General features: G+C 44.1%; 10 protein-coding genes and 5 pseudogenes. 7 read left to right on the plus strand and 8 right to left on the minus strand.

The features are described from left to right. Positions 1-29: 29 nt before the first annotated feature. The 4 genes from DXA05_RS02030 to DXA05_RS02045 all read right to left on the minus strand — a co-directional run bounded on the left by DXA05_RS02030 (position 30) and on the right by DXA05_RS02045 (position 4012). The gene (locus DXA05_RS02030) at positions 30-1481 is read right to left on the minus strand and encodes a lipopolysaccharide biosynthesis protein (RefSeq protein ID WP_004315922.1); all 1452 of its coding nucleotides are present in this window, start codon (positions 1479-1481) and stop codon (positions 30-32) included. Further along, positions 1474-2442 (minus strand): glycosyltransferase, encoded by a 969-nt coding sequence (locus DXA05_RS02035; RefSeq protein ID WP_004315921.1) that lies wholly within the window; start codon positions 2440-2442, stop codon positions 1474-1476. Before DXA05_RS02035 ends, DXA05_RS02030 begins: the two co-directional genes overlap by 8 nt. 41 nt (positions 2443-2483) lie before the next feature. After that, on the minus strand, positions 2484-3599 hold the full coding sequence (locus DXA05_RS02040; protein WP_008643869.1) for a hypothetical protein: 1116 nt from the start codon (positions 3597-3599) through the stop codon (positions 2484-2486). A gap of 74 nt (positions 3600-3673) precedes the next feature. Next, positions 3674-4012: a hypothetical protein gene (locus DXA05_RS02045; RefSeq protein ID WP_008017359.1), complete on the minus strand. Its 339-nt coding sequence runs from the start codon at positions 4010-4012 to the stop codon at positions 3674-3676. Positions 4013-4160: 148 nt separating this feature from the next. Here DXA05_RS02045 and DXA05_RS02050 point away from each other — a divergent pair. From DXA05_RS02050 to DXA05_RS02055, 3 genes and pseudogenes are all read left to right on the plus strand, one after another. Beyond that, positions 4161-5131: pseudogene (locus DXA05_RS02050) on the plus strand (Lin1244/Lin1753 domain-containing protein). Beyond that, a complete protein-coding gene (locus DXA05_RS26385; protein ID WP_165861461.1) occupies positions 5119-5274 on the plus strand; it encodes a hypothetical protein in 156 nt (51 codons plus the stop codon). Before DXA05_RS02050 ends, DXA05_RS26385 begins: the two are co-directional and overlap by 13 nt. Positions 5275-5290: 16 nt before the next feature. Continuing rightward, a pseudogene (locus DXA05_RS02055) lies at positions 5291-7083 on the plus strand (toprim domain-containing protein). Positions 7084-7179: 96 nt separating this feature from the next. On the opposite strand, the gene DXA05_RS02060 reads toward DXA05_RS02055, so the two are convergent. Beyond that, positions 7180-7437 carry a DUF4248 domain-containing protein gene (locus DXA05_RS02060; protein WP_004311607.1) on the minus strand — a complete coding sequence of 86 codons (258 nt, stop codon included), beginning with the start codon at positions 7435-7437 and terminating at the stop codon, positions 7180-7182. 180 nt (positions 7438-7617) lie between these two features. On the opposite strand from DXA05_RS02060, the pseudogene DXA05_RS02065 reads away from it, so the two are divergent. From DXA05_RS02065 to DXA05_RS02080, 4 genes and pseudogenes are all read left to right on the plus strand, one after another. Next, positions 7618-9176 (plus strand): annotated as a pseudogene (locus tag DXA05_RS02065) (ATP-binding protein). Between the two features lie 185 nt (positions 9177-9361). After that, positions 9362-9904, plus strand: a complete 543-nt coding sequence (locus tag DXA05_RS02070; protein ID WP_004300374.1) for an HU family DNA-binding protein — start codon at positions 9362-9364, stop codon at positions 9902-9904. A gap of 56 nt (positions 9905-9960) precedes the next feature. After that, a complete protein-coding gene (locus DXA05_RS02075) occupies positions 9961-10266 on the plus strand; it encodes a hypothetical protein (protein ID WP_004300375.1) in 306 nt (101 codons plus the stop codon). Between the two features lie 4 nt (positions 10267-10270). Further along, positions 10271-10720: an N-acetylmuramoyl-L-alanine amidase gene (locus DXA05_RS02080; protein ID WP_008643849.1), complete on the plus strand. Its 450-nt coding sequence runs from the start codon at positions 10271-10273 to the stop codon at positions 10718-10720. Between the two features lie 94 nt (positions 10721-10814). On the opposite strand, the pseudogene DXA05_RS02085 reads toward DXA05_RS02080, so the two are convergent. The 3 genes and pseudogenes from DXA05_RS02085 to DXA05_RS02095 form a co-directional block, all read right to left on the minus strand. Continuing rightward, positions 10815-11956: pseudogene (locus tag DXA05_RS02085) on the minus strand (glycosyltransferase family 1 protein). Positions 11957-12065: 109 nt separating this feature from the next. Continuing rightward, positions 12066-13258, minus strand: a pseudogene (locus DXA05_RS02090) (glycosyltransferase family 2 protein). Between the two features lie 27 nt (positions 13259-13285). Next, positions 13286-14212 carry a glycosyltransferase family 2 protein gene (locus DXA05_RS02095; RefSeq protein ID WP_008643848.1) on the minus strand — a complete coding sequence of 309 codons (927 nt, stop codon included), beginning with the start codon at positions 14210-14212 and terminating at the stop codon, positions 13286-13288. Positions 14213-14214 lie beyond the last annotated feature (2 nt).

Consider the following 14214-nt stretch of genomic DNA (forward strand, 5'->3'; position numbering starts at 1 on the left):
TCTATATATTGTTTATTCTGTTCTTTTTATTATCTCTTACACAGGATGCTTCGCACTTTGCCGATAATGTCATACTCATGCGTCATTTGTATATAAATGCCAAAGATAATAAAACTAACGATACTTTTGGCTATAATTGTCACAAAAATATTCATCCCTTCCAGTGCATACTGCATGGGAATGAGGGCTAATGCTATCAAAATGCTAATGATGAACGGAGAAATAAGCTGACGAATGAATGGCCACGCACTTCGACGGAAGGTTATCCGGTACATTTGCCAGTAACATTGTATAAAGTTGATGGAGAACGTCACCACAATGCAACTAGCCACTGCTGTCAGCGTTCCGAAATAGAAGATTCCGAGCAGTATGCCTGTCACGTTGAGCACAGACGAGAACACTCCGCATACAAATAAGCTCCGTGTATCGCCTGCCGCCTGAAAGATGGAACCGGACGAGGAGAGTATGATCTGAATTCCTACGGACAGGGAGAGTAGCCGAAAAACGGGTACGGAGGGCAGCCATTGGACTCCAAAAATAATCAACGTTACTTCCTCTGCTGTAAAGAAGAGCAGCACGCTAAGAGGCAATCCGATGAAAGCGAGGAATCGGAGAATACGTTCATAAGAGGTGGCTAGTTTTGCTTTGTCATTTTGGAAATCACTGAAGATGGGGTGCATTACAGGAGTGATGACCTGGGTGATGTTTTGCAAGGGAAGCATCATCAGGCGATAGGATTTTTCGTAATATCCGAGGTCGGACATACTCATGTATTTGCCAATCAGTAATTTGTCCAGATTGCGGCTGAAGTAGTTGATGACGTTGAATAGAAACTGGTAGGCGGAATAGGAGAATATCTTCCGGAGCGCCGTCAGCCCCAGCGTGAAACGCAGTCGTTGCGGATAGCGCTGGTAGGAGATGACGAATATGAGTATGCTGGATATTATTGGGTTGATAATCAGTGCATATAATCCTGCTCCGCAGAGGGCGGCAGTCACGGCTGCCGCACCTGCGGAAATCTGGATAACGAAACTACGGATAGCGATGAATTTGAATTCCTTGTTCCGATAGAATAGTGCTCCCGGCACGATGGTGGCGGAGGCAAAGAATAGATTAACGGACAGCAGTTGACACAGTGTCCGCAGGATTTCGCTTTCGTAATAGTCGGCAATCATCCATGAAGCTGCAAAAAACAAGATGCTGATTCCGATGCCGGTCCATACGGTAAACGAGAAAATAGTTGATAGTTCATCTTTTGTCAGTGATTTGTGCTGTATGATAGCGGGAGATATTCCCATATCGGTGAGGAGGCTGAAAAAAGCGATGATTACGGTGGCAACGGCTACGATTCCGAAGTCGTCCGGAGATAGGAGGCGGGCCAGTATTCCTGCTATTACAAGAGAAATGACAATGCCGCTGTATTTGGCCAGTGCGGTATAGAACACTCCTGAAAAGAGTTGATTTTTAATGTTGCTAGCCATTGTCGACCGTTTTTTTATGGTTTATAAATAGGAATTTGAAAAGTAATGCCCCTATCGTTTTTGTCGATACATACTTTTTATATTTTTGCAGGCACAACCGTGCGAGTTTGATCCGCTCCGGTAATTTTAGTGAATGTGCTTGCCACATGGCAGCGTCAAGCATTTGAGATAAATATAAATCAATAATTTCTTTATTTTTATCTTCGGTAGTCTGTCTTCTAAAGCTAAGAATCTCTTCTGTGACGACAAGATATCCTTTTATGTTCCGCATTGCGAATTTACTCGTCATTGTAGAATCTTTTCTCATACGACGATGAAAAAAAGTTCGTTTAATGCAAGCTGCTTTCGTGCTTTGTAGATAAAGCAAGGTAGTAAACAGTTGGTCTTCGTGTACGATTTCGGGATAAAATGATAGATTATGTTTTTCTATCACGTTTCTATGAATAAAGTGCAGGCAAACGGAAGGAGTATATTCTTTATTCTGTAATTGAATTTCAAGTGCTTCCTGGCCGGTATAGATTTTGTCTTCTAATTTCTCTGTATGTTTGTAATTCAGTGTTGGAGCATTTTCAACGTTGTTTTCAAAGAAAACTAAAGCATCAAAAAATACAAAATCAAGTTTTTCTTCTTTGCATTTATGATAACACAATTCCAAAGCATCTTCTTCCAGCAGATCGTCGCTATCCATAAAATAGATATATTCTCCGTGTGCGTGTGAGATCCCTCTGTTACGCGCAATTGATTGTCCCTGATTCGCTTGTGTATATATTTGTATACGTTTGTCAGTGTCACCCAGTTTTTCTACTATACTTAAACTTTTGTCTGTTGATCCGTCATCTACAACTATTATTTCCAGTTCTTTCAAGCTTTGATACATCACGCTTTCTACTGCTTGACGAACATATTTTTCAGTGTTATAGACAGGAATGACGACACTGACTTTTATTTCATTATATTTCATGCATTTCGTATTCTGATAAATTATTGATACTGGCAGCAGCATTACAATCTGCTGTTCAAATCTCTATATACTTCGGCATATTGTTTGCCCACTTTATCTATACTCATGTTTTCTAGTGCATAGGTATAGTTCATTTCTCCTTTTCCCCAAGTAGATAACTGCCAGGCCATTTTCAGTGCCCGTATGATATCGGCTTTATGATTCGGATTGAAAGTCGGATTGCCTGTGTTTTTTAATAGTTCGCCTATATTGCCGGTATTTGGTCCTACGACTATCTTGTGGAAAAGAAAAGCAAGAGGAATATTTACGGAGTTTAGTGCATTTCTTTCTTGGATGAATATCACGTCAGAGGCAGACATATAATAAGGGAGGTCGCACTCGTCTATCGGTTCGTCGTTGGCTCCCGCTTGTAGTCTGAACATACGGTTTAACAACGGCATGAGGACATAGTAGCCAATTCGGGAAGCCCATCGTTTGAGGATATTTCCGCCATAGTTATTGCGCCTTGAAAAGGGGCATAAGCGAGGGGCTATCAGTAGTTTCCGTTCTTTGTCCCAGTCGCGGAACGCTCCGAGCAGCATACGTCTTTCTTCCCGGTTGCGGAATTTCCCGAAGGCGGTGACGACGAATGCTTCTTGTGGCAGGTTCAGATATTGGCGCGCGCGCTCTATGCTGATATCTTCTTTGTAGGTGTATTGGTAGATGTGGTACGGGATGATGACGTTCCTGCTGTCGGGATATTTTTGTATGAATTCTGTCTGGCTGTAATGTCCCATGTGCACTACGGTGTCACTCTCCGATTCGATTATGTCGTAGACCCGGCTGATGATATCATTTGCATAGTGGGGGTGAATGTTGTGCCGTGTGTATATGAAATGAGTTCCTCGCGAGCGGAAAAAATCAATGCGTTCTTTCAGGCGGCGGATGACGTCGGGGTCTTTGCATGTCCATCCCACCAGTTCTTCCGGCCATTGGAAATGGATGATGTCATAAGTCGTATCCGATTCCCAGAATTCTTTTTGGGAGTATCTTACATTGATTCCAGCCATTCTGATAGCATCGCATAAGATAGGAACAAATAGATTGTCGGTTTCTCCGTTTTCTCTGAAAACGATCAGTGCTTTTATTGATGGGCTGTCTGTTTCGCTATCACTCATTTTTTAAGTTTTAAAGACCTTTATTACATTGCAAATGTAATAAAACTTATGATAAGTTTCTCCTTTTCTGTGTTTTAATTGCAGTTTAAGTTGCTATTTGAGGAAATCTGAAACAGGTCTAATGTTTTTATAAGCCGTTTTTCTTCTTGGGTATAAGGAATGTGGTGACTTTCAATATATTGCTTGAGGAAGAGACAAGCATGTATGAAAATGTCTGCTTTCATATAGCTGGTGAAATTTATGTAACGGTAGTAGGAGGCTTCACTGATGTCGATATGCACGCAGAGGTCTACTGTGGCTAGCCGTGACGTTTTCAAGAGCTTTTTTATCAGCATTACTCTGTTCTGGTAATGCTCGTTCACTATTTTATTTTCTTCTATTTCTTCCAACGTTTGGTTGCGTTTTGTGTCCATATTGTTTGGGATTATTAATAATTTTTGGCAAAGGTCGGATAAAAAATATATAATCCCTCTCTCATTTTTGCGATAGCTGGAATAAAATACATTTTGCACCTTTGCGCCCCGGAAGTATTAAATGTGGAATAATAAATGATAAATGAAAATGAAGAAAGATCAGTATTTCAATTTGGAGGTAAATTTGTTGAATGACGACAATATTGCCTGTATGATGTCAGAGATGAATGCCGCGGAAGCACTCGGAATTTACGTGATGTTGCTGTTGCATCTGCGCACTAAAGATGCTTATGAGGCGTCGTGCAAACCGGTTTTACTGAAGGCCATGGCCCGGCGGTATGATGTGGATGAAGTTGCGGTGGAGCGGGTACTTCGCGAATTCGATCTCTTCGAACTGGATGAGGAACGACAGATGTTTCGTTCTTCTTACTTGGATAGGGTGATGAAAAGCTTGGAAGAGAAGCGGAAAATGGACATCGAAAACGGTAAGAAAGGAGGGCGTCCGAAAAAGGTGGCAAAAAGTGCTGAAACGCCCGTCAGTAAAGGGAGAAAACCCACTGAAAACCAGAAGAGGAGAGAAGAGGAGAGTAAAGAAGAGGAGAGTAAAGGAAGTGTTTCTGTTGTAAACAATAATAGGAGTAATGTAGAAACACCGTCGTCTCTTGTGAGCCGTTTGGCGGATGAAGGCAATCATGGTCCGTTACAACCCGTGTTGCCTTGGGAAAAGTTGGTGGACCAACTTTCTACTTTCCAGTCATATATGGAATTGGCCGGCCAGCATTCCGGTTTGGGAAAGCTTTTTGTAGACCATCAAAAACTTATTCTGGAAATTTTCAAAAAACATATCCGCCTTTATGATAAAGGAGCCGGACTGCTTTTCCCGGAGGACGTGAAACGGTATTTTTCAAATTATATCGCGGCCGGTTCCGTTACTTGCCGCACGTTGAGGGAAACCTTGCTGAAAGAGCTTGAGAATACGGTCGACAAGGATGTGAACCGCTTTGAAAGCGTCGTCGACGGGCGGCGAACGTATCTGGGACATCTTATTCCGGCTGATGCGCCGCCACGTCCGATGCATCGGCGGTGTGGGATGATGTGAAGAAAAGATGGGCGCATTAATCTGGCAGATGACTGGCTTCGTCCGGCAGGTTGTTGATGTTCGTCTAGTAGGTAACGGAAGTTCGTCCGGCAGGTGGCAGACACTCGTCCGGCAGGTAAGTCCTCTGCGTGTGAATGATTATTTTAGACTATTTTTTAATTAGAAAAAAGGAAAAAATTATGAGAAATTTTGCCAACTATGATGTCGACATCCACGGTAAATCGAGTGGAGTGCTCAAGACGATTTGTAAAAAATGTCTTCCTACCCGCAAGAATAAGCGCGACCGTTCGCTACGTGTCAACGTCGACACGGGCCACTGTCACTGTTATCATTGTGGTGCTGATTTTTATGTTCCCGATGATGTGGAAGAGCGCAAGAATGCCGAACGTGCGGTAGCCCGCAAGCGTCGTGCGGCAGCCATTCCGCAGCATTTTCAGCGTCCGATGTTCGATGTTTCGAAAACCACGCTTTCCGAAGACACGGAGCGTTGGCTGGTGGAGACGCGTTGCATCCCGCAGTCCGTCATAGCTGCCCTACGCATCACCGAACAGGAAGAATTTATGCCGCAATCCGGCAAAAAGGAACGTTGCATCTGCTTCAACTATTTTGAAGGGGAACAACTGATAAACACCAAATTTCGCGCTCTCCCGAAACTTTTCAAAATGGTGCAGGGTGCCGAACTGATTCCCTACAACATCGACTCCATCCTGGGGCAAACCTCCTGCATCATCACGAGGGGGAACTGGATGCTGCTTCTTCCATCGCCGCCGGATTCAAAAGCGCCATCTCCGTGCCGGCCGGAGCCAATTCGAACCTCTCCTGGCTCGACCGTTTTATGGAGACGCACTTCGAGGACCTGGAAGAAATCATCATTGCCGTTGATGCTGATTCTGCCGGAATCCGGTTGCGCAATGAACTCATCAACCGGCTGGGAGCTGAACGCTGCCGGGTGGTGACTTACGGTCCGGAGTGTAAAGATGCCAACGAGCATCTCTGCAAATATGGTATCGCCAGTCTCCGTATCGCCATCGAACAGGCAGCAGAAGTTCCGCTCGAAGGTATCTTCACCGCTGCCGACTTGCATGACGATCTGCGGGCTCTTTTCGACAACGGCTTCGGTCCCGGAGCGGAAACGGGATGGGAGGAGATGGATAAGATCTGCACGTATGAACGTGGGCGAAGTGTCTACGTCACCGGAGTTCCCGGTGCAGGAAAATCCGAGTGGGTGGACGAATTGGTGTTGCGTCTCTGCCTGCGGCATCAATGGAAAATCGGGTTCTTTAGCCCGGAAAATACCCCCATCGTCTATCATCTCCGCAAACTGATTGAGAAACTCACCGGACACCGTTTTCAAAACGGCTGTGGCATGACGGAGGGACTCCTTGCGAACTCGGAAGATTTTCTGACTGAAAACGTCTCTCATATCTCTCTGAAAGGTAATGTTTCTCCGGATCGTGTACTGGCTAAGGCTCATGAACTCGTTGTCCGCCGTGGCTGCCGCATCATTGTCTTCGACCCGCTCAACCGTTTCGACCATAACCCGCAGCCTGGACAGACGGAAACGCAATATATTTCGAACCTGTTGAATAAATTTACAGAATTTGCCGTGCAACATAATTGCCTGCTCGTGCTCGTAGTCCATCCTCGTAAAATGAACCGTAATCCTGTCACGGGCATTACCCCTCGTGTGGAAATGTACGACATCAACGGCTCTGCCGATTTCTATAACAAAGCGGATTACGGTATCATTGTGGAACGTGACAAGGAGGTTGGTGCCACACGCGTATACGTGGACAAGGTGAAATTCAAGCATCTTGGTGTCGGTGGAATGGCATCCTTTGTCTACGATCCCGTAAGCGGACGATACCTGCCCTGTGAAGAATCTCACGACCCTTCTCTCTCCGCTGACCAGCGTGTCCGAAATACAATGTTCGACAACTCCTGCTGGCTACCTGAAAAAGAGCTGTTTTAAAGTATTAGGTATTAAGTATCAAGTATTAAGTATTATGATGTTATCCATTGTTGCGATGCGTTTACCATACTTGATACCTAATACTTAATACTTCAATTAGGGTTCTTGGAGTACTTCGACGATGAGCCTTACTTGTGCGGGAGTGTAGTATCTGCTGCGTGGATTCATGCCGGTGGCCAGGAGCCGTTCTTTTAGTCCGGGTGCAGCTTCAATCCATTCGTTGAATCGGTCTACTGCGCTTTGTTGCAGGATATTGGGGAGGTACAACAAGGCGAGCTCGCCTTTCCCATAGGTGCGGTATTGGAATGTTTTTTCTTCTTCTTGTTCGGGGAGAATCTTGTTTTTTGTTTTCATTTATAGTTGTGCCTTTAGATTGTTATATTTGAAGTAAAGTTACTCATTTTTAGTGGAATAGGCAAATTTTGAGAGCGGATGTTCGGGCGTATTCATAAAAGAATTGATACTAATAGAATACCGATTCTTGAAATTTATCGTATCTTTGTTTACGTTTCACGTTAAAAGCATAGAAAAAGGATGGAAGGAATATTCAGGCGTTATCCGATAGGGATACAGAGTTTCGAGAGACTACGCAATGATAATTGTGTGTATATTGATAAGACAGAGTTGATTTATCGTTTGGTAAATACACATACGACTTATTTTCTTAGCCGTCCCCGACGCTTTGGAAAGAGTCTGTTAGTTTCCACTCTTGAAGCCTATTTCTCTGGTAAAAAAGACCTGTTCAAGGGGCTGATGATGGAACAGTTGGAGAAAGACTGGACGGTTTATCCCGTGTTGCATATTGATTTCAGTATCAGTAAGTATATGAATGCGGGGATGCTGCGCTCCGCTATCAACAATCGCTTGGTGGAATGGGAACGAATTTACGGATGTGACACGAGCGAAGACACTTTCAGTCTCCGTCTGAAAGGTATTATCAAACGTGCTTACGAGCAGAGCGGGCGTCAGGTTGTGTTACTTGTAGACGAATATGATTCTCCTATGTTGGATAGCAACAACAATGAGGAGTTGCAAGCTGAAATACGTGGCATCATGCGCGACTTTTTCAGTCCGTTGAAAGCGCAGGGAGAATATCTTCGTTTTCTTTTCCTGACCGGTATCAGTAAATTTAGTCAGATGAGCATCTTTAGTGAATTGAACAATCTTCAGAACATAAGTATGCAAGATGCTTATAGTGCCATTTGCGGTATAACGGAAAATGAATTGCGTACACAGTTGGAAGAAGATATAAGAAGGATGGCCGAGGCGAACGGTGAAACGTATGATGAAGCGTGTATACATTTGAAACAACAGTATGATGGGTATCATTTCAGTGAAAATAGTGAAGACATTTACAATCCGTTTAGTTTGTTTAATGCATTTGCTCAAAAGAAATATGCCAATTTCTGGTTCTCTACCGGCACTCCCACTTTCCTGATAGACATCTTGCAGCAAAGCGATTTCGATATTCGTCAACTGGATGGCGTTTCGGCTACTGCCGAGCAGTTTGATGCACCTACCAATGTCATTACAGACCCGCTTCCGGTACTTTACCAAAGCGGTTATCTCACTATTAAAGAATATGATCGGGATTTTCAGATCTATACGTTGGCTTATCCTAACAAAGAAGTTCGGAAAGGCTTTATCGAATCATTAATGCCGGCTTATGTGCATTTGCCTGCTCGCGAGAATACATTTTATGTAGTATCGTTTATCAAAGACTTACGGGTCGGCAATCTGGATCAATGTATGGAGCGGATCAAATCATTTTTCGCCTCTATCCCCAATGATATGAATAATAAGGAGGAGAAACACTATCAGACCATCTTCTACCTCCTGTTCCGGTTGATGGGGCAATATGTGGATGCAGAAGTAAAGAGCGCTGTTGGCAGGCTGATGTTGTGATAAAGATGCAGGAGGCTATCTATGTATTTGAATTCAAAGTAGACGGTACTCCTGAAGAAGCGTTGGCACAGATCAATAGTAAGCAGTATGCGATTCCTTATCAGGCAGATCATCGGAAAGTTATCAAAGTGGGAGTTAATTTCGACAGTAGTACGCGAACTATTGGAGAATGGATCATTGAAAACTAGGGAATAATCTTACATATTCCTACATATTTCCACATATTTCGGTATAATTCGGTGTAATCCGTTTTAATCTGGCATAATCCGGTGTAGTCCGGTGCAATCCGGTAAGTCGTCAATGTGTTGTCGTATCTTTGTTTCATCAACAGAAAGGGAGAATGTACTTCTTTTCGTAGAAACAATTTTTAAATATGGCAACAGTTACAGTTGTGCGCTACAAGCGCAGAAAACGGCTCGGTGATGATAAATCACCGATGATGTACCTTCTCAAGCCCAAGGCTGGGGAGTCGAAAATCTATTCAATTGATTCACTGGCACAGGAAATCGAGTCTATCGGGTCGCTTTCGGTGGAAGACGTGTCGCATGTGATGAAATCCTTTGTCCGTGCGATGAAAAAAGTGCTTGTGGCAGGGAATAAGGTGAAAGTGGATGGACTGGGTATTTTTTATACCACGCTGACCTGTCCGGGTGTGGAACAGGAAAAGGATTGTACGGTGAAAAATATCACTCGCATCAATCTCCGTTTCAAAGTCGACAACTCATTGCGTCTTGCCAATGACAGCACGGCAACTACTCGTGGCGGGGATAATAACATGATGTTCGAATTGTATACGGAGAAGAAGTCCGCTGCCGGAGGAAACGGCGGTGACGGCTCCGATGATGATGGTAAAGGCGATGGGGGAGAACCCGGTGGTGGTAGCGGTGGAGGAGAAGCTCCGGATCCGGCAGCATAAACCGCTTTGATTGACTCTGTTCTCAATTTATTAATTTATCATCTCAATCTATTAAAATGTTAGATAAAATTATCGAAATCATCATGACGATTCTGCCTTTTCTGGGCAGTAGCCGCAAGAAGCGCCAGATGATGGCGCAAGAAGTGAAAGAGTTCAGTGAACTAGTGAAAGACCAGTATACTTTTCTGATGCAGCAGTTGGAGAAAGTGTTGAAGGATTATTTCGACCTTAGTTCGAAAGTGAAAGAGATGCACGCGGAGATTTTCTCGTTGAGAGGACAGCTGACGCAAGCTGCGGCTCTGCAGTGTAGTAGCAAGGAATGTGTGCAACGAGTACAGATGGTCACTGAAACGGAGGGATGAATTTATGCGAACCATCAACTTGATTGTGATCCACTGTTCCGCCACAAGGGCGGACAGGGATTTTACGGAAGATGATTTGGAAGTGTGCCACCGTCGGCGTGGTTTCAACGGGACGGGGTATCATTTTTATATCCGTAAAAATGGAGATATAAAGACCACCCGTGAGATTGAACGAATCGGTGCGCACGCAAAAGGACACAACCAGAACAGTATTGGCATTTGTTATGAGGGCGGACTTGACTGCCACGGTCATCCCGCCGATACACGTACCGAATGGCAGATTCATTCGATGCGGGTGCTGATCCTTGCACTCCTGCGCGACTATCCCGGTTGCCGGGTGTGCGGACATCGGGATCTAAGTCCGGACCTGAACGGAAACGGAGAGATCGAACCCGAAGAGTGGATTAAAGCGTGTCCGTGCTTCGAAGTGAAAGAATTCTGCTCAAAAATGTAATGTACTCTATAGAAAGACTTGTGACCGAGTACATAAATACTTGTCACAAGTCTTTTCTCGTTTTATCATTTCTTAGGTTATTTTCCGGTGAGTTTTACTTAGACACGGGGCAGATGTTTGATAAAGAAAGTTCCTTATATATACTCAATAACGATTCTGCTGTGTTTCTCCACGAAAACATCTGGCTGCGCTTAAGCCCGTATTCCACTTGTTGCTGGTAGAATGTCCCGTCATTTTCTAGTTTCAAGATTTTTGCTGTGATATCTTCGGGACTGAATGGATCAACCAATAAAGCCCCATCACCTGCAATTTCGGGCATTGCTGAAGTATTTCCTGCAATGATTGGTGTTCCGCAAGCCATCGCTTCCAGCATCGGGATACCGAAACTTTCGCGAAGTGAGGGATATAGAAATGCGAATGCACACTGTAGAGCGCTGCAAGGTCGGTATTCTCAATGTAGCCGGGGAAGCTGAGATAACTTTTGATATCCATCATCTTTTCTTCTTCCAATATCCGGTCAATGGCATCTTCTTTAAGGTCGGCAATCAGTAATGGTAACTTCTTTGCCGATTTTTTCAAATATCCGCTGTACGCTTTCAGTACTCTCGGAGTATTCTTTTTCGGATCCGTGTTTCCTAGAAAAAACAGATATTCGTCTGCATCGATATATTTCCGGGTAATTTCCGGAGCTTTGGGCTGCAAATGGAAATGACTGTTGAACCCGTTATATATAGCTACTAATTGCTTTTCCGGCAGATGTAACGCTTCAAGAATCCGTTTCCGTTCGAACTGCGAAACGGTAATAATTTTCTCGCACTTGGGGAGTATGCGCGGAACGACTAACCGGCGATAATGCCATCCCATCTCTTGATACCACGACAGGCTGGACGACTGGCGCTTTTCCAGATAGATTATATCGTGCAATGTTAGAACCAGAGGCACAGGGCAGTGTAGAGGAGCCGTGTTGCTGGTGCAATGCAGCAAATCGGGCTTGATGCTTTTTACTGCACGCGGGAGTGCTACCTGTTCCCACAATGGATAAGTAGGGCATTTCAGCTCGATGATATGTACGTTATCGGAACTTTCCAGACACTTGTCTTCACCGGGACTGACAAAAATGAAATATTCATTTTCATGATCCATTTTTTGTAGTTCCCGAATTGTTTCAAGAGCAACAAAATCCATTCCATGCTTGTTGGGGCGGAAAATGCGCTGTGCTTCAATGGCTATTTTCATATTCTTTCTTTTTTAGTGGTGGTGATGTTTTCTCTTTTATATAAGTTTTTTGTTTCTAGGGAGTCTCATTTTTTTATAAATATTCTCTTGCTTTTCAAGAAAATTTTCTTTAAAAATGGCCTTCTCCATGTTCTGTATGGATAAATTTTTTATAAGCTCCTTTCAACTTGAACAAATTGCCGATGGTAGTGAGTGCCAGTATTGGGATTTTTATAATTGCTTTACCCAATCGTTTGTTTAGCAGATTTCCAGGTATGGGCAATATCATTGCTACTATCTGGGCTATGGATAATATCCACCATTTTATGGCTATCATCCATTCGTTTCCGGAATCGCCTTTCAGACTTAGCCAGATACCGATGGCTGTGAAAATAAATGTCAGTCCGAAAACACCTGCTATTTGGATCAGTCTTGGGGGTAGCATCCATTGAATTATCTTGTCGCAGTAGTCAATGTTACCTTGGCGGATTGCTTTCTGTAATCCGGACAATGAACTGCGGAGAATGCCGAATTGTGCAGCTATCCAGCGTTTTCGCTGATTGCTGATGGCTTCTTCTTTCTGCGTTTTTTCGTCATAAATTGGTATTTCCGGTAGGTAGGTGGTGTGAATGCGCTGTTGCAGAAGAAGTACTTCTAATTCCTTGTCTTCGCCTGCCGTTTCAAGAAGTCGGACGTTTTTCCGGAACCAGTCGGCTTCAAAAGCCATTCCTGAACCGGATAATGCGGCTGAAAGTCCTAGTGCATTGTGTCCGCTGCGGAAGATGCCATTATTAATTTCTTCGCTGATGCCATCCAGAACAGAAATGTCAGTATTCAGATTTTGGCCGGTTCGGTGGGCTTGTATGCACCGCACACCGCTGTCGAATGCACGGTTTACCGCTGTCAGGAAGTGCGGGGAAGTCAGATTATCGGCGTCCATGATAACTACTACATCGTAGGGTATTCCGTCAATGGCATCCATTGCCATTGTCAGTGCTTTGGCTTTGGAGCTGTCTTTATAGTCGGCTATCAACAATCGGATAGCAAGGAACGCAAGAGCTCGTTGGTGGCAGACTGCATCTGGTCGGAGATAACGATGATATCAAACATTTCTTTCGGATATTCCTGTCTCAGGAAACTGCGTACGGAAGAGACGATTACCCGGTCTTCTTTATAAGCCGGGAAGAGTATGACGAAACGTCGTAGGGTGCGGGCTTCCGGAAATTCAGGGACCCGGTAGAACTTGGAAGCAATGGCGTATAGCAACAGATAACATACGCAAAGCGCGAAAAGTACAAAAAGAATCCAGTCGACGATATTCATAGTATTTGGAATTTATGACACAACGTTTTATTTATCGGGTGAGACAACGCTCTTTTTGTCGGATGACGGGCGAAGAAGTCCGGAGTTTACTCCATAGAATATGGCTGCCGCCAAGTCGAAACGCCCTTTGAGTATGAAAGCCAAACTATTCTTTGTAGCAGCTACGGTGCTCTGATAAATAATGGAGGCGATGCGGTTGAACCCTTTCAGATTGCGCCGGGCATAGAACAGGCGGTTGCGTGTCAGATAATAAGTACGCAATTTACTAAGTTGCCCAGTGCTCTGGCTTTCTTTATGAAAAATGGTACAGCAGGGATCGTACCACAGTTCATATCCGGCACGGGTCATGCTTGTGCTCCAGTCTAGTTCTTCATAGTAGAGAAAAAATATCTCGGGCATCATTCCTACTTTTTCAATGACTTCCCGTTTAAACATCATTGCTGCCCCATGCAGATAGGGGGTGGTGTGGGGAGTGTCGAATGTTCCATCGTCTGGACAATCGAAGCCCAGCATATGGTTACGTAGGGTGATTTGCGACAAGGGAGTGAATCCGGCAAATTGTATATGCTGGGGTGGAAATGCAAAGCGTATCTTGGGGGATACACCTCCAATCTCCGGTCGACTTTCAAGGCGTTCTACGAGATAGGCGATATGGTCTGATTCAATATATGTATCATTATTAATAAGGAATATGTATTTACCTTTTGCTACCTGGATGCCGATATTATTTCCACCGGAAAAACCACTGTTCTCATTGCTGCGGATAGCGACAACGGTGGGATACAGTTGATGTATTTTAGCTGCTTCGTTTTCATGTGAAGCATTGTCTACGACGATGATTTCATAACTTACAGAATGTATTTTATTCTGTAGTGATTCTATTAGTTCGCATGTGTCTTTGAATCCGTTGTAGCAGATTGTGATAAATGATATGTCTGGAATATTGTTTGTCATAT

The organism is Bacteroides sp. AM54-2NS, assembly GCF_003602935.1.
Classification (GTDB): Bacteria; Bacteroidota; Bacteroidia; order Bacteroidales; family Bacteroidaceae; genus Bacteroides; species Bacteroides xylanisolvens.

Excerpts from the sequence above, each read along its gene's own strand:
- DXA05_RS02030 (WP_004315922.1), bottom strand. The coding sequence starts at position 1,481 with ATGGCTAGCAACATTAAAAATCAACTCTTTTCAGGAGTGTTCTATACC.
- DXA05_RS02035 (WP_004315921.1), bottom strand. The coding sequence starts at position 2,442 with ATGAAATATAATGAAATAAAAGTCAGTGTCGTCATTCCTGTCTATAAC.
- DXA05_RS02040 (WP_008643869.1), bottom strand. The coding sequence starts at position 3,599 with ATGAGTGATAGCGAAACAGACAGCCCATCAATAAAAGCACTGATCGTT.
- DXA05_RS02045 (WP_008017359.1), bottom strand. The coding sequence starts at position 4,012 with ATGGACACAAAACGCAACCAAACGTTGGAAGAAATAGAAGAAAATAAA.
- DXA05_RS26385 (WP_165861461.1), top strand. The coding sequence starts at position 5,119 with ATGGGCGCATTAATCTGGCAGATGACTGGCTTCGTCCGGCAGGTTGTT.
- DXA05_RS02060 (WP_004311607.1), bottom strand. The coding sequence starts at position 7,437 with ATGAAAACAAAAAACAAGATTCTCCCCGAACAAGAAGAAGAAAAAACA.
- DXA05_RS02070 (WP_004300374.1), top strand. The coding sequence starts at position 9,362 with ATGGCAACAGTTACAGTTGTGCGCTACAAGCGCAGAAAACGGCTCGGT.
- DXA05_RS02075 (WP_004300375.1), top strand. The coding sequence starts at position 9,961 with ATGTTAGATAAAATTATCGAAATCATCATGACGATTCTGCCTTTTCTG.
- DXA05_RS02080 (WP_008643849.1), top strand. The coding sequence starts at position 10,271 with ATGCGAACCATCAACTTGATTGTGATCCACTGTTCCGCCACAAGGGCG.
- DXA05_RS02095 (WP_008643848.1), bottom strand. The coding sequence starts at position 14,212 with ATGACAAACAATATTCCAGACATATCATTTATCACAATCTGCTACAAC.